Annotated in this window: 19 protein-coding genes; 9 read left to right on the top strand and 10 right to left on the bottom strand. The window is 66.5% G+C overall.

Features of this window, described 5'->3' with window-relative positions; genetic code table 11:
- The first annotated feature begins 211 nt into the window (after window positions 1-211).
- From AC5P5S_RS01955 to AC5P5S_RS01935, 5 genes are read left to right on the top strand one after another with little or no spacing between them, the layout of a single operon-like run.
- Window positions 212-721 carry an RNA polymerase sigma factor gene (locus AC5P5S_RS01955; RefSeq protein WP_076738471.1) on the top strand — a complete coding sequence of 170 codons (510 nt, stop codon included), beginning with the start codon at window positions 212-214 and terminating at the stop codon, window positions 719-721.
- Window positions 718-1686 carry a FecR family protein gene (locus tag AC5P5S_RS01950; protein ID WP_231336783.1) on the top strand — a complete coding sequence of 323 codons (969 nt, stop codon included), beginning with the start codon at window positions 718-720 and terminating at the stop codon, window positions 1684-1686. The genes AC5P5S_RS01955 and AC5P5S_RS01950 overlap by 4 nt, the downstream gene beginning before the upstream one ends.
- A 14-nt stretch (window positions 1687-1700) precedes the next feature.
- Entirely contained in the window at window positions 1701-4487 is a 2787-nt protein-coding gene (locus AC5P5S_RS01945; protein ID WP_231336782.1) for a TonB-dependent receptor, read from the top strand.
- Between the two features lie 46 nt (window positions 4488-4533).
- Window positions 4534-5490, top strand: coding sequence for a hypothetical protein (locus AC5P5S_RS01940; RefSeq protein ID WP_087802910.1), 957 nt, complete (start codon window positions 4534-4536; stop codon window positions 5488-5490).
- Window positions 5487-6206: a hypothetical protein gene (locus tag AC5P5S_RS01935; RefSeq protein WP_231336781.1), complete on the top strand. Its 720-nt coding sequence runs from the start codon at window positions 5487-5489 to the stop codon at window positions 6204-6206. The genes AC5P5S_RS01940 and AC5P5S_RS01935 overlap by 4 nt, the downstream gene beginning before the upstream one ends.
- A gap of 82 nt (window positions 6207-6288) precedes the next feature.
- Here AC5P5S_RS01935 and AC5P5S_RS01930 read toward each other — a convergent pair whose 3' ends face one another.
- The 7 genes from AC5P5S_RS01930 to murJ all read right to left on the bottom strand — a co-directional run bounded on the left by AC5P5S_RS01930 (window position 6289) and on the right by murJ (window position 16015).
- Entirely contained in the window at window positions 6289-6954 is a 666-nt protein-coding gene (locus tag AC5P5S_RS01930; protein WP_087802914.1) for a lysoplasmalogenase, read from the bottom strand.
- Window positions 6951-8834, bottom strand: coding sequence for a M61 family metallopeptidase (locus AC5P5S_RS01925; RefSeq protein ID WP_231336780.1), 1884 nt, complete (start codon window positions 8832-8834; stop codon window positions 6951-6953). Before AC5P5S_RS01925 ends, AC5P5S_RS01930 begins: the two co-directional genes overlap by 4 nt.
- A gap of 223 nt (window positions 8835-9057) precedes the next feature.
- On the bottom strand, window positions 9058-10008 hold the full coding sequence (ispH, locus tag AC5P5S_RS01920) for a 4-hydroxy-3-methylbut-2-enyl diphosphate reductase (RefSeq protein ID WP_005408565.1): 951 nt from the start codon (window positions 10006-10008) through the stop codon (window positions 9058-9060).
- A 27-nt stretch (window positions 10009-10035) separates the two neighbouring features.
- Window positions 10036-10560 (bottom strand): signal peptidase II, encoded by a 525-nt coding sequence (lspA, locus tag AC5P5S_RS01915; protein ID WP_231336779.1) that lies wholly within the window; start codon window positions 10558-10560, stop codon window positions 10036-10038.
- Entirely contained in the window at window positions 10560-13391 is a 2832-nt protein-coding gene (gene ileS / locus AC5P5S_RS01910) for an isoleucine--tRNA ligase (RefSeq protein ID WP_111118480.1), read from the bottom strand. The genes lspA and ileS overlap by 1 nt, the downstream gene beginning before the upstream one ends.
- Entirely contained in the window at window positions 13388-14335 is a 948-nt protein-coding gene (locus tag AC5P5S_RS01905; protein ID WP_012479506.1) for a bifunctional riboflavin kinase/FAD synthetase, read from the bottom strand. Before AC5P5S_RS01905 ends, ileS begins: the two co-directional genes overlap by 4 nt.
- Window positions 14336-14410: 75 nt before the next feature.
- Window positions 14411-16015: a murein biosynthesis integral membrane protein MurJ gene (murJ, locus tag AC5P5S_RS01900; RefSeq protein WP_088429653.1), complete on the bottom strand. Its 1605-nt coding sequence runs from the start codon at window positions 16013-16015 to the stop codon at window positions 14411-14413.
- Window positions 16016-16132: 117 nt separating this feature from the next.
- Here murJ and rpsT point away from each other — a divergent pair, with 117 nt between their 5' ends.
- Window positions 16133-16402, top strand: coding sequence for a 30S ribosomal protein S20 (rpsT, locus tag AC5P5S_RS01895; RefSeq protein ID WP_005408560.1), 270 nt, complete (start codon window positions 16133-16135; stop codon window positions 16400-16402).
- Between the two features lie 391 nt (window positions 16403-16793).
- On the opposite strand, the gene cgtA is transcribed toward rpsT, so the two are convergent.
- The 3 genes from cgtA to rplU form a co-directional block, all read right to left on the bottom strand.
- Complete coding sequence (gene cgtA / locus AC5P5S_RS01890) at window positions 16794-17846, bottom strand: Obg family GTPase CgtA (protein ID WP_049404715.1); 1053 nt, start codon at window positions 17844-17846, stop codon at window positions 16794-16796.
- A gap of 177 nt (window positions 17847-18023) precedes the next feature.
- Window positions 18024-18287: a 50S ribosomal protein L27 gene (rpmA, locus tag AC5P5S_RS01885; RefSeq protein ID WP_005408558.1), complete on the bottom strand. Its 264-nt coding sequence runs from the start codon at window positions 18285-18287 to the stop codon at window positions 18024-18026.
- A gap of 18 nt (window positions 18288-18305) precedes the next feature.
- On the bottom strand, window positions 18306-18614 hold the full coding sequence (gene rplU / locus AC5P5S_RS01880) for a 50S ribosomal protein L21 (protein ID WP_005408557.1): 309 nt from the start codon (window positions 18612-18614) through the stop codon (window positions 18306-18308).
- A 317-nt stretch (window positions 18615-18931) separates the two neighbouring features.
- Between rplU and uvrA the strand changes: the two genes are divergently transcribed.
- The 3 genes from uvrA (at window position 18932) to AC5P5S_RS01865 (ending at window position 23155) form a co-directional block, all read left to right on the top strand.
- Complete coding sequence (gene uvrA / locus AC5P5S_RS01875; protein WP_024957497.1) at window positions 18932-21925, top strand: excinuclease ABC subunit UvrA; 2994 nt, start codon at window positions 18932-18934, stop codon at window positions 21923-21925.
- On the top strand, window positions 21925-22332 hold the full coding sequence (locus AC5P5S_RS01870; RefSeq protein ID WP_033833359.1) for an acyl-CoA thioesterase: 408 nt from the start codon (window positions 21925-21927) through the stop codon (window positions 22330-22332). The genes uvrA and AC5P5S_RS01870 overlap by 1 nt, the downstream gene beginning before the upstream one ends.
- Before the next feature lie 97 nt (window positions 22333-22429).
- On the top strand, window positions 22430-23155 hold the full coding sequence (locus AC5P5S_RS01865; RefSeq protein WP_005412626.1) for a hypothetical protein: 726 nt from the start codon (window positions 22430-22432) through the stop codon (window positions 23153-23155).
- Window positions 23156-23166 lie beyond the last annotated feature (11 nt).

The raw sequence follows: 23166 nt of genomic DNA, 5'->3' as shown, positions 1-23166 counted from the left end.
GGCAGAGCGCCGGAATCTCCCCCAGCCCGGTCGGCCGGAAAAAATGAATGCATTCACAATGAGAGAGGGGCACCACACACTCTTCCCCATCCGGTCATCGTCGCGTAAAACTCGAAGGCGCACCCGCCAACGTCAGCCGAGGCCAGCCCTGTCCGTTCCGTCCCCCCTGATCCACCACGCGCCGGAGCCACCCGCGCCTGCGGACGCCTTCATCGCGTTCGTACGCGAGGAACGCGCGCCACTGTGCGCGTTCCTGCGCACACGGGGCGTCGGGCCGGAGGATGCAGAGGACATCGCGCAGGACTGCATGGAGCGGCTGATCCGCTATCGCGCGCACGGCACCGACGAACTGCGCCTGCTGCTGTATCGTATCGCGCGCAATCGCCTGGCCGATCGCGGCCGATCGCCGCAGTCGCGACCGCACCTGTCACTGGCCGAGCATGAGGGTCACGACGAGCCCACCAGCCCGTCGCCGGACCCCTTGCGCCAGGCAGAGTCCGGGCAGATGTTGTCCCTGCTGCGGCAGGCCCTTTTCAAATTGCCCGAGCGTGCGCGCGAGGTGTACCTGCTCAACCGGATCACCGGCATGAGCTATACGCAGATCGCGCGGCACTGTGGAATTACAGCCAAGACCGTGGAAAAACACATCGCCCGCGCCCTGCAGGGCCTGCGCCAGGAGTTGGGACCGGATCCGCTGCACAACGACGGGGATACCGAATGAGCAGCCACCGGCACACGGAAGACGCCTCGCTGTTCGCACGCGCCAGCGCCTGGGTGGCGCGGTTGGAGGCCCCGGACTGCACCCCTGCCGAACGCGAGTCGTTCGAAGACTGGCTGGCTGAAGACCCTGCCCATGTCAAAGCCTGGGCGCAGGCCGAAGATCTTTTCCAGCAGGGCCAGGGCCTGGCTGCGGACCCATGGCTGCGGACGGCTGCGGCGCGTGCGGCACGGCCTGCCCGACGCCGCTGGCTGCCTGCTGCGGCCGCGGCCGCTGGTATCTGCCTGGCCATCGGCGTGGGCTGGATGGTAGCGGTGGATGGCAACCCAGCCCCGCAGCGCTTTGCCAATGACACGCATCAGGCGCAGCGGCTGACCCTGCCCGATGGCAGCGTAGCCATGCTCGATGCCGGCACGACGCTGCACGCACGCTTTGGCTGGCGCCACCGCGAGCTGGACCTCGAACGCGGCCGCCTGCAGTTGCAGGTCGCGCCATCGAACAAAGCACTGCATCTGCGCGCCGGCACCAGCACCATCCGCGATATCGGCACCACCTTCCAGGTCGAGCGCCTGCACGATGGCCTGGTCGAGGTCGCGCTGCTGGAGGGTGCGGTGGAAGTCAGCAACGGCGCCGCCCAGCACACCCTGGCCCCTGGCCAGCAACTGCAGGTACTCCCCTCCGGGCGCATCCAGCCCGGTCCAGCGCTGTCCTCCACGGCAGCCGCCGAGGGCTGGCTGCATGGGCAGCTGGTCTTCGATGCCACCCCGCTGTCGATCGTGGTCGAACGCATGAACCGCTATGGCCATGCACCGCTGGTGATCGCCGACCCGGAGATCACCGATCTGGCAGTCAGCGGCACGTTCCGCGCAGGCGACGCACAGGAGTTGCTGTCCGCGCTGGAACTTGGCTGGTCCATTGCTGGCCAGACGCGCCCGGATGGCGCGCTGGAACTGCGCCGCACGTACTGAGGAGGCCCGCGGCGATGGCAGGACCAGGCGCGCTGCAGTGGGGGCTGCTCCGCCCCCTGCTGTGCCTGGCGCTGCTGGTCGCCGCGCCGCCTGCCGCCCTCGCAGGCGATCCGGCTGCCACCCACGACTACCGCATCAACGCTGGCCCGTTGCCCTCGGCATTGCAGCAATGGGCACGGCAAAGCGGCATCGCTCTGGTGTTCGATGCCCGGGAACTGGCGGGGCTCCATGCCAACGGCACCCATGGCCAGGCCGATCCAGCATCGGCCCTGAAACAGCTGGTCGCCGGCATGCCGGTGACCATCCTTCGAACACCGTCCGGTGGCTTCGTGGTCCGCCGCATCCGCGTCGCGCCCGCCGTCACGCCGCCGGTTCCGGCAACGGTGGCGCCGCGCCCGCGCATGCCCCCGCAGTCGCCCCCCCAGGTGGACCTGGCGCCGATCCATGTCACCGGCAGCCGGTTGCCGCGCACCTCCGTGCAGACCACCCTGCCGGTGACCACAATCGATCGCGCAGATATCCTGCGCAGTGGCTACGGCAGCCTGTTCGACCTGCTGCGACACCTGCCCGGCATGAACGGGCTGCCAGCGATGAGCAGCGCACGCAGTGGCGATTCGCAGTACCTGCCTGTCGGTGCAGCCGCCACCACCAGCCTGGATGGCATGGGACCGCGCGCCACCCTGTTCCTGGTCAATGGCCGGCGCCTGCCCCGTTATCCAATGGTGTCCCTGGAACAGGGCGGGCTCACCGACCTGGGCGGCATTCCACTCAGCTTTGTCGAACGCATCGAACTGGTGCGCGGCGGTGCTTCGGCCATCTACGGTGCCGATGCCATGTCCGGCGTGGTCAACATCATCCTCCGCGACCAGGCCGACGGCCCGGAGGCAACGCTGCAGACCGGTCTGAGCAGTCGTGGCGACGCCGGCCAGTACCGCGTGCAGGCCGCCACCGGAGGCCTGCGCGGGAGCGGCGACCGCTGGTTCGCAGGCATCGACCTGCATCGCGTCGATCACCTGGCGGGGGACCAGCGTGACTGGCACGCAGAGACGTCGCAGTACCTGATCGGCGCCTTCCGCGATGGCGACTACTGGCCCGCTACGCACTGCGACGGACCATTGAAACGACGCAATGGCGCCTGCTGGTTCGACAGTTCGCGCCCTCGTTCGCTTCAACCGGCCTCCGATACCGCCTCGGCCTATCTGCGCTACCGGCATGAGCGTGGCCAGGGACGCTACGTCTATGCCGAAGCCCGCGCCAGCCACAACCGGCAGCGTTTCGATCTGGGCCCGACCGCCGTCGCCCTCGGCCTGTACGGCTACACCTTCAACAGTGTCCTGCGCGAAGCCGGCAATGTGCGTCCCCAGGTCCGTGCCACCGACGCCGATCTCACCCTGGGCATCGGTCGGGACCAGGGCAGCCACAGCTGGGACGCCGGCATCAGCGCGCAGCGCAGCGACGTCACCCTGGCCACGCCGGGCACCGTGCGCGCCGAACCGTTCATCGAGGCGGCGCAGTCGCTCAGGTTCCTGCCAGGCTTCGATGCATTGCCCGCCGATGAAGCCACCTCGCTGTTCCCATCGATCCGCAACCGTGGACTTACCGAGCAGTGGCAGGGCTGGTGGGGCATACAGCGCGCATTGATGCCGATGCGGGGCGGCAATGCGCAGCTGGCTACCGGCATCGATCTGCGCCATGAACGCTGGACGTCGCACCCGGACACCCTGCTGAGCCAGGGCGATCTGGCACTGGGGCTGCCGCAGCAGCAGCGGCGCCTGTCGCGGCAGAGTGGCGGCGCGTATGCGGAACTGGGCCTGCCACTCACGTCGGAACTGCGCATGGACCTGGCCGCGCGCTGGGACTACGACGGCGACTACACGGCATTCTCGCCCCGTGCCGGCCTGCGCTGGACGCCAACACCGCACTGGTCGTTCCTGCTGGCCAGCGGCCGCGGCTATCGCGCGCCCAGCCTGTTCGAACAGCGCCGCCCGCCAGGACAGTTCGGCACCCTTACCCTGCCCGTCTCAAGCGCACTGCCACCTTGTGCACAGAGCGAGCCGGACGGCCGCTGCGTGGTCACTGCGGATGTGGAGGAGAACAACGCGCTCAAGGCCGAGAGCTCACGCAGCCATTCGCTGGCGGCGACCTGGTCACCCAGCGATGCGTTCTCGCTTTCGCTGACCCACAACATCGTCGAGCTGCGCAACGAGATCCTCGCGCTGCAACCGGCCGATGCCGTGTGGAACCGTGACACCTGGCAGTTGGATGAGGATGGCAACCTGAGCAGCCTCCGCCTGTCGTTCGACAATATCGGCCGCACCACTTCCCGCAACTGGGTGCTGCGTGGCGAATACCGGGTCGACACCGGCAGCACCGGCCAGTGGTTGTTCTCGCTGGACGCGCTGAAGCAGCAGGAGCTGCGCCGCCGTCGGGACCACGAGCCGGCGATCGACCTGCGCGGGCATGTCACGCCCGAGATGGCGGCGGTCCTCAACGTGCAATGGCAGAACAGCAACTGGGACATCGCCCTGCGCGGCAACCAGGTGGGCCGCACCCGCGCATGGCTGCCCGGCGCCGAGTGCCCGCAGCGGCAGATCGAACAGAACCACTGCATGAATCCGCGCCAGCTGCGCTGGAACCTGCACCTGGCGCGCCGCCTGGGCACACGCGTCATCGCGGCGCTGGACGTGCACAACGTGCTTGATGCGCAACCGGTGAACTACCTGGTCGGCAATGGTGGGCAGTTGCCGGGGCTGGACGATCCACTGGGTCGCTACTACCTGCTTACCCTGCAGTTCCGCTGAGCGTAGTACGCTACGCGGCCTGTTCCACCGGTCTGCCACCTTCCCCATGAAAGCCTATCTCTGGTTCTGGGGCGCGTTCCTGCTGTTCTTCGCGTTGCCCTTCCCCTGCATCCTCTATTTCGGAACCTCCTGGCCGGTGGCGCTGGCTGATCGCAGCGCGCCATGGCTGTCCCTGCTGCTGCTTGTGCTGTCGCTGGCTGCATGGCTCTCTCTGCTGTTCGCGTTCCTGCATTTCCTGCTGCTCGGCCCACCGCGCGCCCTGCATCGCGTCCGCTCGATCCTCGCCGATGGCGAACCGCGCGATGCGCTGATCGAACACGCTGAACAGACCGGCGTACAGGTGCGTGGCTTCGCGCAATGGAAACTGCAGCTGTCCTTCAAGAACCTGTCCGGCACGCCGATCCGCGAACAGCTGCTGGTGGTCGACAGCAAGCCGCAACTGCAGCGCTTCGGCGTCGGCAGGCACGTCGATGCACGCCTGAGCCAGGTGCCGGGCGCGTTCCCGAACGTGGTACTGGACGGTGCCCAGCCCGAACTGGATGTCGCCAGCCTGTGGCGGCGAAGCATCGGCGCAGCGCTCGGCATCGTCCTGGTAGCCGCTGCCTATGTGGCGGCCTACCGGCTGCAGAGCGAGGGCCTTGGCTGGACCTTCCTGTCCTTCGGCCATCCGCTGCTGGTGTGCCCGCTGGTGCTGTGTGGGTACATGTTGGGGCTGCGCCTGCTTGGCCGCCTGCTGCAGGCTGATGCGCGCGGCGACGCGTTGAAGTACCGCGGCATCGGCGTGGAGGCCAGGGTGCTGAAGGTGCGTCAGACCGGCACCTACCTCAACGAACAGCCGCAGGTGGAGTTCCAGCTGGAGTACACCGATCGTGACGGCCGCGTACAGCAGGTGAGCGTGCGCCGCTTCATCCCGCTGATCGATCTAGCCAACATCCCGCGCGAAAACGTGACCCTGCTGTACGACCCGGATGACCGTGGCAACGTGCGCCTGGAGGGCGTATGAAACAGCCGCCCTCCACCCGCGCCGTGTTCCTGGTACTGCTGCTGGTTCTGGCGGGCGTGGCCGTTGCCGGCGGCGCCCTGCAGACCATCAGCGAAACGCTGGGGCATTCGGTACAGCCGGACCGGTTGCCACCCTCCGTCTCGTCACAGTCGCCGCGCGAACAACCTGTATCGCTTGTGCCGTCCCCGGCCGCCTTCCCCGCGGCGAGTACCGCTGCGGCACCCGAGCGCAACAATCGCCTGTTCGATGCGGACTACCTGCAGGCTGCGCGCCAGGCACTGGAGCAGCTGCCGGCACTGGCCGGCCAGAGGCTGACGGTCTTCCATAGCATCCACTTCTATGACGATGGCCGCATCAACCTGGATCTGGTCGATCCGCAGCAGCCGACCCACGTTGACAGCTACCACTTCGAACGTGGCCAGTGGCGCAAGGGCAATCCAGTGAACCCGCAGCAGTTCGCGCCGACCATCAGCCTGCAGCGCAGCAGCACACCCCTGGCCAGCATCGATTTCGAGGCCGTGCCGCGCGTGGCGCAGGCACTGCAGGAACAACGCAACGCGCTGCAGAACCCCGCATCCGAAGTCGGCCACGTCTACGTGATCGTGCGCAAAGGCGGCAAGCTGGTGTGGCTGCCGGATGACGTCGCCGGTGACCGCGAATCCGTGCGCCTGCAGTTCGATGCGCAGGGCACCCTGCGCGGCGTGAACCGCCGATAGGCCACAAAAAAAGGGGACGGAGGGGATTAAGTCGTATGTGCCTTGGTGCGGATTGCGACTTAATCCCCTCCGTCCCCTTTTTCTATTTCACCGAGCGGGCTATGGCGTACTGCGCGCCGTAGTACGTGGACAGCACCAGCACGCTGGCCAGCGGCAGACCGCCGGCGAAGCGGTCCCAGGCCAGCAGTGAATCGCTTGCGACGAACAGCAGCGCACCGGCGGCCGCCCAGCGCGCGCTGCTGGCTTCCACGGCAGCGGGCTGTGGCCGGCGCCACTGGCGTGCCAGTGCCAGCACCGCCATCGAGGCCAGCACCACCACATACGCCAGCACCGGAATGCGCATCGGTGCGGGCAAGTGCGGCCACAGGCCAAGTACGTTGAGCACAGCAAATGTCGCCAGCAGGACGCTGGCGGCGAGCAGGCCACGTCCGGCACGCAGGCCGTCGCGGAAGGCCACGATGTAGCAGAGGTGGGCCAGCAGGAACGCGACCAGCCCCGGCACGAACGCATCCATCGGCAGCATCAACGCGATGTCACCCACGCACGACAGCAGCATGCCGGACAGCACCGCGCGTCGATAGAACGGCTGCGCTGGATCGTGCACGCGCCAGGCGATGGCGGCGATCAGCAGCGTGGTGGCCGGCTTGGCCAGCCAGTGCAGCCAACGCCCGTCGCCATCCAGGAACGCGCCGACGATGGCGAGGACCGCCATCAGCAGGATCACACCATCGCGGGCGCGTGGCTTCATCGCGCCTTCCACAATTCTGCGAGGCGGTCAGGCTTGCCGGCGATACGCTCCAGCACCGGGTACTGCAGGCCACCGTGGTAGGCGATGCTCATCGTTTCGATGCGGTCGAACTGCTTCACCAGCAGCACGATCGGCGCCTTGTCCTTCGCTGCCGCAGCCACCGCGTCCTTCAAGCGCTGGCTGCTGTACTCACGGCCGCCAACCGCGATCACCTTCATGCCCGGTGCAAGACCGGCGTTGAACGCCGGGCTGTCCCAGATCACATCGCCGACCGTACCGCTGTCGAGTACGGTCGCGCCCAGCGAATAGGCGAGCAGTGCCGCCTTGGCGCGTTTTTCCTGTGCCTTGTAGGCGTCGTTCGGGGTATCGCGGTAAACCAGCTTCCAGCCAGCCAGTTCCAGGCCGCCGGTCAACGAACCGTGGCCGTCCAGGCGCCCGCGCAGGAACGTCGCCCAGTCGTACGGCGCGATGCCGTTCAAGGTCGCGACCACATCATCGAAGGTGTATGGGTTGACGTCCCAGTCGCCATTGCCGACGCCGAAGAACGCACGCGCGAAGTCGTCCAGGCTGCGGCGGTTGCCGCTCAGTTCGCGCAGCTTGCCCTCCACTTCCAGCCACAGCATCTGGCCGCCGGAGTAGTAGTCCTCGCTCATCTGGTAGTTGCGGTAGGGCAGCGTGCGGCGCTGGGCGATGGTCGGATCGTTGGTAGTGTCCTGCAGCGGCCGCCAGGCCATGCCCGGTCGGCCACGGTCGTAGGTCGCGGCCACATTGGCCAGCATGTCGCGCGCCTGCGCGGTCGACCACAGCCCCGAACGCGCCGCCAGCACCTGGCCCCAGAACTGGGTCTGGCCCTCGTACACCCACAGCAGGCTGTCGCCCATCGGCACGTTGAAGTTGGCGGTGGCCAGGTCGGCGCCGCGACGGTACTTGCCGTTCCAGGAATGGGTGTACTCGTGCGGCAACAGATCGCGCATCCACGCGTTGCTGTCCCACTCGATGAAGTAGCCCGGGTCAGCGCTGTTCTCGCTGGAACGGTGATGCTCCAGGCCGATGCCACCGAGGCGGTCGGTCAATGCCAGCAGGAACTCATAGTGGTTGTAGTGGCGCGCACCGTAAAGCTTGTCGGCCTGCTGCACCAGCGCGCGATGCATGGTGATCTGCGCCTCGCTCGGCTTCAGTGATTTGGCGTCGTCGGCAAACACATTGAGGTGCACCGGCACCTTCGCGCCCGGGTCGAGATCGATGCGCTGGTAGTGCTCGCCGGCGAACAAGGGCGAATCGACCAGATGGTCATACGAGATCGGCTTGAACACCACGGTGTCACCGTCGCGCCGCGCGGTTTCCAGCGCGGTTGCGAACGACCAGCCCTTGGGCAGGGTCACGCTGGCCTGCGCCTGCAGGTTGCGTGCATCGACGCCGGCCGGATACAGCGAATTGGCGTTCCACTGCAGGTTGAGCATTTCCGGGGTCATCACCACCCGGCCCTGGCTGCCGCCCTGCGAGGACAGGAAGTCGAAGTGGGCGACGATCTCGCTCACGCCCTCGGGCACGTTCACCTTGAACGCATAGACGTTGAACTGGTCACGCTGCCAGGCCAGCGGCTTGCCGTTGGCGGTCACGCGCAGCCCGGCCAACTTGTCGATCGGGCCGGTGGGCGAATGGTTGCCGGGAATCCACTGCGGGTACAGCAGGGTCATCGGGCCGGGCTTGGCCGGCATCGTAGCGGTCACCTTGAAGATGCGCCGGGCCAGATCGCGCGCGTCGACATCGATGCGCAGCAGGCCGGGGGCCACCGCGTTCGCCGGTGGCGAGGTCTGCGCCAGTGCAGGCGTGGCCGCCAGCGCGAACAGCAACGACATCGCCAAGGCTCGGGTCTTCATCGGGCAGGTTCCAACAGCGGAGAATCTTCCGATGCTAGGCCTGTAACGTGCCCTGCCCCATGGCCAAAGGTCATGGGCGGGCCGCCCATCCTTGCGTGCGAAAAAGCGTGCGAACCAAGGTTCGCACCCACCTTGTGCTGGTTTGCACCCACCGTGTGCCAGTTCGCACCCACCAGAGCAGTTCCAGTAGATCCACGCCATGCGTGGATGAGGCGCTTCCCGGTCAGTCGACCAGGCGCAGGCGCAGTTCCTTCGGCAGCGCGAACACCATCGATTCCGGTTCGCCGTCCAGCTCGCCCACGCCGGTGGCGCCCAGTTCGGCCAGGCGCGCCAGCACGCCATCGACCAGCACCTGCGGTGCAGAGGCGCCGGCGGTCACGCCGATGTGCTGCTTGCCTGCCACCCATGCCGGGTCGATCTCGTGCGCGCCGTCGATCAGGTACGACTCCACGCCCTCACGGCGGGCCAGCTCGCTCAAGCGGTTGGAGTTGGAGCTGTTCGGCGAACCGACCACCAGCACCAGGTCGCAGCGCTTGGCCAGATCGCGCACGGCATCCTGGCGGTTCTGCGTGGCGTAGCAGATGTCGTCGTTCTTCGGGCCCTGCATCGCCGGGAAACGCTCGCGCAGCGCATCGATGATCCCGCGCGTGTCATCCACCGACAGCGTGGTCTGGGTGGTGTAGGCGAAGTTTTCCGGCTGGTTGATCTGCAGCGTGGCAACCTGCTCCACGTCTTCCACCAGGTAGATCTGGCCGGTGCCGGCTTCGCGGTTCCACTGGCCCATGGTGCCTTCCACTTCCGGGTGACCGGCGTGGCCGATCAGCACCACGTCACGGCCGGCACGGCAGTGGCGGGCGACTTCGAAGTGGACCTTGGTCACCAGCGGGCAGGTGGCGTCGAACACCTTCAGGCCACGGCGCTCGGCTTCCTGGCGCACGGCCTGGGACACGCCATGGGCGCTGAAGATCACCGTGTTGTTGTCCGGCACTTCGTCGAGTTCCTCGACGAAGATCGCCCCGCGCTGCTTCAGGTCGTCGACCACGAAGCGGTTGTGCACCACTTCATGGCGAACATAGATGGGCGCGCCCAGCGTTTCGATCGCGCGCTTGACGATCTCGATCGCACGATCGACACCGGCACAGAAACCACGCGGGTTGGCGAGCAGCACATCCATCAGTTCAATCTCCCGGCAGCGGCCGGCTTACGGTTTCGGATTGGCATTATCCGCCTTTTTGGCGGACTTGCCGTCGAACAGGCCAAACAGGGCGATGCCGATGGCACCCACCACGATGGCCGAGTCGGCGATGTTGAACGAGGGCCAGGTGTAGCTGCCCACGTACCACTGGATGAAGTCGACCACGTGGCCGTGCACCTGGCGGTCGATCACGTTGCCGATGGCGCCGCCGATGATGAGCGCATACGGCACCGCGGCCTTCCAGTTGCTGCGCGCGGTGCCGCGCAGCCACCACGCCATCAGGCCGCTGATGGCGATCGCCAGTGCGGTGAAGAAGTACTTCTGCCAGCCACCGGCGTCGCTCAGGAAACTGAATGCCGCGCCGGTGTTGTAGGTGCGGTACCAGTTCCAGAAGCCGTCGATGACCACCACCGGCTGGAACTCCGGCAGGCTCGACAGCACCCAGGCCTTGGACCACTGGTCCAGGCCGATGATGGCGGCCGACAGCAGCAGCCAGACCAGGGCGTTCGGATGCGGACGGGGCGCGGCCATCAGAACCAGCTCCGCACTTCGCCGGCGCCGGTCACGTTGCTCACGCAACGGCCGCACAGTTCCGGATGATCGGCGTTGCTGCCGACGTCGGCGCGGTGGTGCCAGCAGCGCACGCACTTGGCCTTGGTGGTCGGCTGGGCGCTGACGAACACCTCGTCGGTGGTCGCCGGGCGCACCTGCACGTCGCCACTGATGAACAGGAAGCGCAGTTCATCGGCCAGCGGCTGCCACTTCGCGGCCTGCTCCTCGTTGGCGGCAATGGTGATCTCCGCTTCCAGCGCGGCACCGATGGCGCCGTTGGCACGCATCGGCTCGAGCACCTTGGCCACCTGCTCGCGCACAGCCAGCAACTGGTCGAAGTCGGTGGCGTTGAGCTGGGCATCGGCCGGCAGCGGCGCCAGGCCGTCGTACCAGGTGGTGAACAGCACGTGGCCGGCGTGTTCGCCCGGCAGGTAGCCCCACAGCTCGTCGGCGGTGAAGGTCAGGATCGGCGCCACCCAGCGGGTGAACGCTTCGGCGATGTGGTACATCGCGCTCTGTGCCGAACGGCGACCGTGCGAATCGGTCGGCATCGTGTACAGGCGATCCTTGGTCACGTCCAGGTACAGCGAGCCCAGGTCCACGCTGCAGAAGTTCAGCAGCAGCTGCACGATCTCGGCCATGTTGTAGCCGTCGTAGGCCGCCTTGATCTTCTCCTGCAGCTCCCACGCGCGATGCACGATCCAGCGGTCCAGCGCGACCATCTGGTCGAGCGGACGCAGGTGCTGTGCCGGATCGAAACCGTCCAGGTTGCCGAGCAGGAAGCGTGCGGTGTTGCGCAGGCGGCGGTAGGCATCGGCGTTGCGCTTGAGGATCTCCTGCGACAGCGACATCTCGTTGCTGTAGTCGGCCGAGGCGATCCACAGGCGCAGGATGTCCGCGCCCAGCTTGTTCATGATGTCCTGCGGCTCGATGCCGTTGCCCAGCGACTTGGACATCTTGCGGCCGTGCTCATCCACGGTGAAGCCGTGGGTCAGGCACTGCTTGTACGGGGCGCGCTTGTCGATCGCCACGCCGGTCAGCAGCGAGGACTGGAACCAGCCGCGGTGCTGGTCGGAACCTTCCAGGTACAGGTCGGCCGGCTTGCCGAAGCCACGCGCCGCAAGCACGCCTTCATGGGTCACGCCCGAGTCGAACCAGACGTCGAGGATGTCGGTGACCTTCTCGTAGTCGGCGGCTTCAGCGCCCAGCAGTTCGGCGGCATCCAGCGAGTACCACACGTCGATGCCCTCGGCTTCGACGCGGTCGGCGACCTGCTGCATCAGCTCCACCGAACGCGGATGGATCTCGCCGGTCTGCCGGTGGGTGAACAGTGCGATCGGCACGCCCCAGGTGCGCTGGCGCGAGATGGTCCAGTCCGGGCGACCGTCGACCATGCTCTGGATGCGCGCCTTGCCCCAGGTCGGGAACCAGCCGACGGTGTCGATGGCGGCCAGCGCATCGTTGCGCAGGTTGGCCTTGTCCATCGAAATGAACCACTGCGGGGTGGCGCGGAACACCACCGGCGTCTTGTGGCGCCAGCAGTGCGGGTAGCTGTGGCGGATCGGATGGAACGCCAGCAGCGAACCGTTGTCGCGCAGCACGCCGACGATGGCTTCCTGTGCCTTCCACAGGTGCTGGCCAGCCAGCACCACGTCACCGGCCGGCGGGGTCGATTCCAGGTACACGCCACGGCCGTCGATCGGGGTCACCTGGCCGGCGTTGTACTTGTCCAGCAGGCCGTACTTCTGGCTGACCACGAAGTCTTCCTGGCCGTGGCCGGGGGCGGTGTGCACCGCACCGGTACCGTCCTCGTCGGAGACGTGGTCGCCGTTGAGCACCAGGATCTCGCGCTCCGGGTAGAACGGGTGCGCCAGCAGCTGGTTCTCCAGCGCCGCACCGGTGGTTTCACCGTGCAGCACCAGGTTTTCGACGCCATAGCGCTGCAGCGCGCGCTCGGCCAGCGCCGCAGCCAGCACCAGCCAACGGCGCTTGCCGTTGTGCGCCGGGCCTTCGGCCAGCACGTAGGTGATCTCCGCGCCCAGCGACACCGCCAGCGAGGCCGGCAGCGTCCACGGGGTGGTGGTCCAGATCGGTACGGCCACTTCCACGTCGGCCGGCACGCTCACGCCGAACGCCTGGCCGATGGCCTGCGCATCGCGTGCGGCGTAGGCCACGTCGATCGCCGGCGATTCCTTTTCCTGGTACTCGATCTCGGCCTCGGCCAGCGCCGAGCCACAGTCGAAGCACCAGTACACCGGCTTGGCGCCACGCACCAGGTGGCCGTTGGCCACAACCTTGGACAGCGCACGGATCTCGTTGGCTTCGAAGTCGAAGCTCAGGGTCTTGTACGGGTTGTCCCAGTCACCGGTCACGCCCAGCCGCTTGAAGTCCACGCGCTGGATATTGATCTGCTCTTCGGCGAACTCGCGGCACTTCTGGCGGAATTCGACGGCGTCGAGCTTGGTGCCGACCTTGCCCCACTTCTTTTCCACCGCGATCTCGATCGGCAGGCCATGGCAGTCCCAGCCCGGCACGTAGGGCGCATCGAAGCCGGCCAGGTAGCGCGACTTGACGATGATGTCCTTCAGGATCTTGTTGACCGCGTGGCCCAGGTGGATGCGGCCGTTGGCGTACGGCGGGCCATCGTGCAGCACGAACAGCGGGCGGCCGGCGGCGTTGTCGCGCAGCTGCTGGTAGAGCCCCTGCGCTTCCCACCGCGCCAGAATGCCCGGCTCGCGCTTGGGCAGGTCGCCGCGCATCGGGAATTCGGTGGCTGGCAGGTTCAGGGTGGTCTTGTAGTCCTGGCTCACGCAGTGGCTCGCAATCTATGTTCGGAAAGGATGGCGCGCGCCTGTTCGGCGTCGCGGTGCATCTGGTCGGTCAGCGCCGCCAGATCATTGAATTTCTCTTCGTCGCGCAGCTTGGCGACGAACTCCACATCGATGTGGCGCCCGTACAGGTCGCCCTGGAAATCGAACAGGTGGGCTTCCAGCAGCGGCTCCACGCCCTCCACCGTCGGGCGGGTGCCGAAGCTGGACACCGACGGCCACGGCTGGTCGAACACGCCATGCACCCAGGTCGCGTAGATGCCCGACAGTGCCGGGGTCTTCGGGAACCGCAGGTTGGCGGTGGGGAAGCCCAGCGTACGGCCGAGCTGGCGCCCGCGCACCACCCGGCCGCTGATCGCGTACGGACGACCCAGCAGATCGTTGGCACGGGCGAAGTCGCCCTGCTGCAGCAGCTGGCGGATGCGGGTGCTGGAAATGCGTTCGCCATGCAGGTCGACCGCTTCAATTTCGCCCGCAGTGAAACCCAGTTCGGCACCCATTTTCTGCAGCAGAGCCAGGTCGCCGCGGCGGCGGTTGCCGAAGCAGAACTCGGGGCCGATCCAGACCTCACGCGCACTCAGGCGCTTGACCAGCAACTGGCGCACGAAGGTCTCGGCCGGCATCGCTGCCATCGCCGCGTCGAATCGCAGCAGGCCGACCGCATCGACACCGAGCTCGCGCAGGATCTCGACCTTGCTGCGCGCCAGGGTCAGCCGCGGCGGCGGTGTGCCCTGGGCGAAGAACTCACGCGGCAGCGGCTCGAACGCCACGGCCACGGCGGCCACGCCCAAGGCGCGCGCGCGGGCAACCGCATGGCGGACCAGCGCACGATGGCCCAGGTGGAGGCCGTCGAATGCACCGATACAGACCACGCTTCCGTTGGGGAACAGCTCCCCGCCCTCGACGCTTCTGAACAGCCTGCTCATCAACTCTCGTTCCGGCCCGACCGGGGCCGCCGCTTCAATGGTGTAACCCTGAAGTATAGCCGCCACAAGCCGCGATCAATGCCCACGCAGATCGCGCGGGCGGAAGCCCATCGCCAGCATGGCTACCGCGTAGGTGGCACCGCCACCGCCAACCAGCAGCGACAGGCTGCCGATCCGCTGCCACACGCTCATCGCCGAGAAGCCTGGCAGCCAGTGCAGCAGGGCCAGCAGCACACCAACCATGGCCGCACAGGCCAGCAGCAGTCGCAGCAGATAGCCGCCCCAGCCCGGCCGGCGCTGGTAGACGTCGGTCTTGCCCAGCCAGTACCACAGCAGGCCCAGGTTCAGGTAACTGGACAGTGCACTGGCAATGCCCAACGCCAGATGCAGGCCCGGCTGCTTGCCGATGGCCGCCATCACGCCCTGCGCCTTCAGCTCGTCCGGCACCATGACCTGGTACAGCACCGCCAGCAGGGCGAAGTTGAACACCATGTTGGCCACCAGCGCGGCCACACCCGCGCGCACCGGGGTCTTGGTGTCCTGGCGTGCGTAGAACGCCGGCAACACCACCTTCAGCAGGGCGAACGCCGGCAGGCCGAAGCTCAGGCCGTACACCGACAGCGCGGTCATGCGGGTATCGAAGGCACTGAACTGGCCGTGCTGGAAGATGGTCGCGATCAGCGGTTCGGCCAGCAGCAGCAGGCCCAGCATGGCCGGCACCGAGATCAGCAGGGTCATCCGCAGGCCCCAGTCCAGCGAACGCGAGAAGCCCTCGCGGTCGGTGCTGACGTGGTGACGGGCCAGCGCCGGCAGGATCACCGTGCCCAGCGCCACGCCGAACACGCCCAGCGGCAGCTCCAGGAAGCGGTCGGCCAGCGACAGCCAGGACTGCGAGCCATCGGTCAGCTTGGCCGCGATGACGGTGTCCAGCAGCAGGTTGATCTGCGCCACCGAGGAGCCGAACAGGGTCGGCACCATCAGCGTCATCACCTTGCGCACGCCCGGATGGCTCCAGCCCCAGCGCGGCAGGGTCAGCAGGTTGATGCCCTTCAGCGAGGGCAGCTGGAACAGCAGCTGCAGGATGCCGGCAGCCAGTACTGCCCAGCCCAGCGCCAGGATCTGCTTTTCCGGGGTGCCGCCCAGCCGCGGGGCCAGCCACAGCGCGCCGGCGATCATGCACAGGTTGAGGATGACCGGGGTCAGCGCCGGCATGGCGAAGCGCTGGAAGCTGTTCAGCGCGCCGCCGGCCAGGGCGGTCAGCGACACGAACAACAGGAACGGGAAGGTCAGGCGGAACAGGTCGACCAGCAGGCCCTGCTTGACCGGATCGGTATCAACGCCACTGGAGAAGACCGAGGCCAGCTGCGGCGCGAAGATCAGCGCCAGCGCAGTGACCAGCATCAGCACCCCGCCCAGGGTGCCGGCGGTGCGGGCCATCAGTTCACGCAGCTCGGCGTGGCTGCGGGTCTCCTTCACTTCCGTGAACACGGGCACGAAAGCAGTGGCGAAAGAGCCTTCGGCGAACAAACGCCGCAGGAAATTGGGTACCCTGAAGGCGACCCAGAAAGCATCAGTGATGGCGTTGGTGCCGAACGTGGTGGTCACCACGAAGTCCCGGACAAGTCCGAGAACGCGCGAGACCATGGTCATGCTGCTGAACGACAGCAGGCCCCGCAACAACTTGGGTGAACTCACTCAGCGTCCCTCTTGACAATCGACTTGACGTGCATTTCTTACGCCATCATACTAGCTAGCTTGCTGTTCCCATAACACCGATTTTTTCAGGAAACCACCACCGTGGCCAATATCAAGTCCGCCAAGAAGCGCGCCAAGCAGACCGTCGTGCGCAACGCGCGCAACGTGGCTCAGCGCTCGATGCTGCGCACCGCTGTCAAGAAAGTGATCAAGGCGCTGGACGCCAACGATGCCGCCGGCGCCGAAGCCGCCTTCGCCGTTGCCCAGCCGATCCTGGATCGCTTCAGCGCGCGTGGCCTGATCCACAAGAACAAGGCTGCTCGCCACAAGAGCCGCCTGAACGACCGCATCAAGGCCCTCAAGGCCGCCTGATCCGGCGTTGCCGCCCTGCCCTTAGGGGCCGGGCAGCAGACAAGAACCCGGCCCCGGCCGGGTTTTTTTGTTGCCAGCGATCCGGGGATTGCCGCAGGTACGGCGGCATTGGCCGGCGGCGTGGACTGGCGGCTGCACCGACGGGGTAGAGTCGACTGTCAGTCGACTGCTCTTCGCGCTACCCGCAATGCCCGCGCTGCGCGCGTTAGTCGACTGACAGTCGACTCTACCCAGCCGACTCTACCCAGCCGACGCCATTACCCAGCCGGAGCCATTACCCAGCCGGAGCCATCACCCAGCCGGAGCCATCACCCCAGCCAGCCCCAACCCCATCGCGCAGTCCACAAAAAACCCGGCCGAAGCCGGGTTTTCACATGGAACCACAACAGCATTACTGCGCGTCGCGGGCTTCCTGCTCTTCTTCCTTCTGGCGATCGAAGAAGGCCATGATCCGGCTCATGATCGGGAAGGTACCTTCGCGGCCCAGCGCGGAGACCAGGAACCACGGCTCCTTCCAGCCCAGCTCGGCGACGATCTGCTCGGCCGCAGCCTTCGCTTCATCCTCGAACATCAGGTCAGCCTTGTTCAGCACCAGCCAGCGCGGCTTCTGCAGCAGTTCCGGATCGTGCTTTTCCAGCTCGCGCTCGATGGCGCGCACCTGCTCGACCGGAGAAATGCCTTCCACCCCACCCTCCATCGGCGAGATGTCCACCAGGTGCAGCAGCAGGCGGGTGCGCTGCAGGTGGCGCAGGAACTGCGCACCCAGGCCGGCACCGTCGGCCGCGCCTTCGATCAGGCCCGGGATGTCGGCAATCACGAAGCTGCGGTAGTTTTCCACCTTCACCACACCCAGGTTCGGGTACAGCGTGGTGAACGGGTAATCGGCCACCTTCGGCGTCGCCGCCGAAACGGCACGGATCAGGGTGCTCTTGCCGGCGTTGGGGAAGCCCAGCAGGCCGACGTCGGCCAGCAGCTTCAGCTCCAGCTTCAGCGTGCGCTCCTCACCCGGCTCGCCCGGCAGCGCCTGGCGCGGCGAGCGGTTGGTCGAGCTCTTGAAGTGCATGTTGCCCAGGCCACCGCGGCCGCCCTTGGCCACCAGCAGGCGGTCTCCGTGCTGGGTCAGGTCGCCGATGACTTCATCGGTGGCAACGTTGATCACCACGGTGCCGACCGGCACGGTGATGGTCAGGTCTTCGCCGCCCTTGCCGTAGGCCTGGCGGCCCATGCCGTTCTCGCCACGCTGCGCCTTGAAGATGCGGTCATGGCGGAAGTCGACCAGGGTATTCAGGTTTTCGTCGGCGCGGATGTACACGCTGCCGCCCGCACCGCCGTCGCCGCCGTCCGGGCCGCCGAGCGGAATGAACTTCTCGCGACGGAAGCCAATGCAGCCGTTGCCGCCGTTGCCGGCGAACACTTCGATTTCTGCTTCGTCTACCAGTTTCATTGTTTCGATGCCTGCGATGGGCGCGGCCTGCCGGCCGTCACCTTGAATGTTATGCCTGCCGATGGCCGGCAGCCCGGCCTGGCCGGTCTTGCTTCAACTCTAACGAAAAGCCCCGCCGAAGCGGGGCTCTTCATGCAGCACCCCCATGCCGAGGCACGGGCGCCGGCGATGCCTGGATCAGGCGTCGGCCGAGACGATGCTGACGGTGCGACGCTTCTTGGCGCCCTTGACCGAGAACTCCACCTTGCCGTCCACGAGGGCGAACAGGGTGTGGTCACGGCCCAGGCCAACGCCGGTGCCCGGGTGGAACTGGGTGCCGCGCTGACGCACGATGATGTTGCCGGCTTCGATGGCCTGGCCGCCGAAGATCTTGACGCCCAGGTACTTCGGGTTGGAGTCGCGACCGTTGCGCGAGGAGCCTACGCCCTTTTTATGTGCCATGACTGCTTCTCCTGATGCTTAGCCGGCGATGCCGGTGATCTCGATTTCGGTGTAGTACTGACGGTGACCCTGACGCTTCATGTGGTGCTTGCGGCGACGGAACTTGATGATCCGGACCTTGTCAGCACGACCCTGGGACAGGACCTTGGCGGTGACGGCAGCGCCCTTCAGCGCATCGCCCAGCTTCACGCCGTCGCTGTCACCCAGCATCAGGATGTTGTCAAACTTGATCTCGCTGCCGACTTCGACTTCGAGCTTTTCAATGCGGAGCTTTTCGCCCTGCGCCACGCGGTATTGCTTACCGCCGGTGACCAGTACTGCGTACATGACCAGGCCTTCCTCTGTAGTTATTGTGGTCTGAGCTGCCGCCATCGAGGGCGGACAGGAGCGGAATTGTACGCAGATCAGCGGGGGCGGGTCAAGTCAACCCCTGAACGTCGAAGGAGACGGCACCGGAAAGGGGTCAGAACCCTTTTCACGCCGTGAAAAGGGTTCTGACCCCTGGCTGACGGCCTGTCTCACAAGGTGAGACACCGGGCTGGCATTGTCGCCCATTGCCCCCATCTGGTCACCTCGGTAGGCTGACCGATTGCCGTTCCCTGCTGGCCCGGCACCCAGCCAACGCCCCCACAACCGGATCCCCCATGGCGATGGATTTCATCCGCATCCGCGGCGCGCGGACGCACAACCTGAAGAACCTCGACCTCGACCTGCCCCGCGACAAGCTGATCGTGATCACCGGCCTGTCCGGCTCGGGCAAGTCCTCGCTGGCGTTCGACACCATCTATGCAGAAGGCCAGCGCCGCTATGTCGAGTCGTTGTCGGCCTATGCGCGCCAGTTCCTGAGCGTGATGGAAAAGCCGGACCTGGACCACATCGAAGGCCTGTCCCCGGCCATCTCGATCGAGCAGAAGTCGACCTCGCACAACCCGCGTTCGACCGTCGGCACGATCACCGAGATCTACGACTACCTGCGCCTGCTGTACGCCCGTGTCGGCACCCCGCGCTGCCCGGACCATGGCTACCCACTGGAAGCGCAGACGGTCAGCCAGATGGTCGACCAGGTGCTGACGCTGGACCCGGAGCAGCGCTACATGCTGCTGGCGCCGGTCATCCGCGACCGCAAGGGCGAGCATGCGCAGGTGTTCGACCAGCTGCGTGCGCAGGGCTTCGTCCGTGTGCGCGTGGACGGCGAGCTGCATGAGATCGACGCGGTGCCGCCGCTGGCACTGCGCCAGAAGCACACCATCGAGGCGGTGATCGACCGCTTCCGCCCGCGCGAGGACATCAAGCAGCGCCTGGCCGAGAGCTTCGAGACCGCGCTGAAGCTGGGCGACGGCATGGCCTCGGTGCAGAGCCTGGACAACACCGAAACCGCGCCGACGCTGTTCTCCTCCAAGTATTCCTGCCCGGTCTGCGATTACTCGCTGCCGGAGCTGGAACCGCGCCTGTTCTCGTTCAACGCACCGATGGGCGCCTGCCCCGGCTGCGATGGCCTGGGCATGGCCGAGTTCTTCGACCCCTCGCGCGTGGTGGTGCATCCCGAACTGTCGCTGGCCGCCGGTGCGGTGCGCGGCTGGGACCGCCGCAATGCCTACTACTTCCAGCTGATCGCTTCGCTGGCCAAGCACTACCGGTTCGACGTCGACGCGGCGTGGAACTCGCTGCCGGCCAAGGTGCAGCAGGCCGTGCTGTACGGCAGCGGCGACGAAGCGATCACCTTCACCTACTTCACCGAAGCCGGTGGCCGCACCCAGCGCAAGCACCGCTTCGAGGGCATCATTCCCAACCTCGAACGCCGCTACAAGGAAACCGAGTCGCCGGCGGTGCGCGAAGAACTGTCCAAGTACATCAGCGAACAGCCGTGCCCGGAATGCCACGGCGCGCGCCTGAACAAGGCGGCTCGCAACGTGTTCGTGGCCGACCGCCCGCTGCCGGACCTGGTGGTGCTGCCGATCGACGAGGCGCTGAAGTTCTTCAGCGAACTGAGCCTGCCGGGCTGGCGTGGCGAAATCGCCGCGAAGATCGTCAAGGAAATCGGCGAACGCCTCGGCTTCCTGGTCGATGTGGGCCTAGATTACCTTACCCTGGAGCGCAAGGCCGACACCCTGTCCGGTGGCGAGGCACAGCGCATCCGCCTGGCCAGCCAGATCGGCGCCGGCCTGGTCGGCGTGATGTACGTGCTCGACGAGCCGTCCATCGGCCTGCACCAGCGCGACAACGAACGCCTGCTCGGCACCCTCACCCGCCTGCGCGACCTGGGCAACACGGTGATCGTGGTGGAGCATGACGAGGATGCGATCCGTCTGGCCGACTATGTGCTGGACATCGGCCCGGGCGCGGGCGTTCATGGCGGCGAGATCGTCGGCCAGGGCACCCTGCAGGACATCCTGGAAGCCCCGCGCTCGCTGACCGGCCAGTACCTGTCCGGCAAGCGCGCGATCGAGATTCCGGCGCGCCGGCACAAACCGAACCCGAAGATGACCCTGCACCTGCGCGGGGCCAGCGGCAACAACCTGAAGGGCGTGGACCTGGCGATTCCGTCGGGCCTGCTGACCTGCGTGACCGGCGTGTCCGGCTCGGGCAAGTCGACCCTGATCAACGACACCCTGTTCTCGCTGGCCGCCAACGAGATCAACGGTTCCTCGCACCCGATCGCCCCGTACAAGGAGATCGATGGCCTGGACCTGTTCGACAAGGTGGTGGACATCGACCAGTCGCCGATCGGCCGCACCCCGCGTTCCAACCCGGCCACTTACACCGGCCTGTTCACTCCACTGCGCGAACTGTTCGCACAGGTGCCTGAGGCGCGTGCGCGCGGCTATTCGCCGGGCCGCTTCAGCTTCAACGTGCGCGGCGGCCGCTGCGAAGCCTGCCAGGGCGACGGCCTGATCAAGGTCGAGATGCACTTCCTGCCGGACGTGTACGTGCCCTGCGACGTCTGCCATGGCAAGCGCTACAACCGCGAAACGCTGGAGATCCTGTACAAGGGTTTCAACATCAACGACGTGCTGGAAATGACCGTCGAGGATGCGCTGAAGCTGTTCGAGCCGGTGCCGTCAATCGCGCGCAAGCTGGAAACGCTGGTCGACGTCGGCCTGAGCTACATCAAGCTGGGCCAGAGCGCGACCACGCTGTCTGGTGGTGAAGCGCAGCGCGTGAAGCTGTCCAAGGAACTGTCGCGCCGCGATACCGGCCGCACCCTGTACATCCTCGACGAACCGACCACCGGCCTGCACTTCCACGACATCGAAGCGCTGCTGGGCGTGCTGCACAAGCTGCGCGACGAGGGCAACACGGTGGTGGTGATCGAGCACAACCTGGACGTGATCAAGACCGCCGACTGGATCGTCGATCTGGGCCCGGAAGGCGGGCATCGCGGTGGCACCATCCTGGTCACCGGCACGCCGGAAGACGTGGCGGCCTGCCCGCAGTCGTACACCGGCCAGTTCCTGGCCCGCATGCTGCCGTCCACCAGCGCGCGCCCGGAACAGCCGGCCGCCGTGGCCAACAAGCCCGATGCCCGCCCGCCGCGCAAGGTGAAGCCTGAGAAGCCGGCCAAGGTGGCGAAGAAGGCGGTGGCTGCCAAGAGCACCGGCAAGGCCAGCAAGAGCACGACCAAGAAGAAGGACGCCTGATGAGCAGCGAACACAAGATCCTGGCCCGCATCCCGATCAGCGTGCGCTGGCGTGACATGGACAGCATGGGTCACGTCAACAACGCCAAGTACATTTCCTACCTGGAGGAAGCGCGCGTGCGCTGGATGCTGGGCGTGGACGGCGTATCGATGACCGACCGCATCGCACCGGTGGTGGCCGCGACCAACGTCAATTACCGGCTGCCGATCGTGTGGCCCAACGACATCGTGGTCGAACTGTTCGTCGAGCGCCTGGGCAACAGCAGCGTGACCATCGGCCACCGCATCGTCGATCAGCAGGACGATTCGAAGCTGTATTCCGATGGCAACGTGGTGGTGGTCTGGATGGATACCCAGACCGGCAAGAGCGCACCGCTGCCGGAGGCGATCCGCAGCGCCTCTACCTGACGCGCCCTGGTGGGTGCCGACCTTGGTCGGCACGCTTTGGCTGCAATGAGGTTGCCGGCCAGCGGCCGGCACGACCGACACTGATCAAAGGACTGACATGATCCACAAGACCGAACTGCGCGACCTGCTGCCCGGCATGGTCCCCTTCCCCACCGACGTCTTTCCCGCCGACCAGGCCTGGCTCGGCCAGCACCTGCTGCCGCTGCTGAAGATCGACCTGGGCGTGCTTCGCCCGGAACTGGCTGGCCAGGTGGCAACGATGCTGTGCCCGATCGAGCCGTACGACGGCTGCATCGGCGAGACCACCGAAGAACACCACAACGATTTCACCGGCACCAACTGGATCGCCTTCGAACTGACCGCCGGCAACCAGATGCGCTTCCTCGGCAACGAGGGCTATTTCATCGGCGATGCGGTACAGGACAAGGACGCACAGGAACACATCGCGCAGATGCGCGAGAGCTACGCCAAGGCCCGCGACTACCATGCCACGCACGGCCGTCTCGCCTGCTACTCGCGCTACGGCAAGGGTGAGGCCAGCGAGCGCGATTATCTGGATACGCTGGGTGGCCCCATTGGTTTCGGCAACTGGACCGAGACCGCGGAGATTCCCGCAGCCTTCGAACTGGGCTTCACCGAGGCGGCCGATGACCCCAATGCTGCGGACGATGCCGAAACGGTGATCATCACCCGCAATGGCAACAAATTCTTCGCCGTGGCCGACGTAGCCGGTTACAACTGGTGTGCCACCGGTGCCGACGCGATCGTGATGCTGTACGAGCCGGTCAGCCGCACGGTGCTGTTCTCTTACGACTGGTCGTAAGCCTGTTTGGT

The sequence above is a fragment of the Stenotrophomonas sp. YJH_SMC_54 genome (assembly GCF_059368435.1).
Note: the sequence above shows the minus strand (reverse complement) of the source record. Positions and strands in the feature narration are given on the sequence as shown.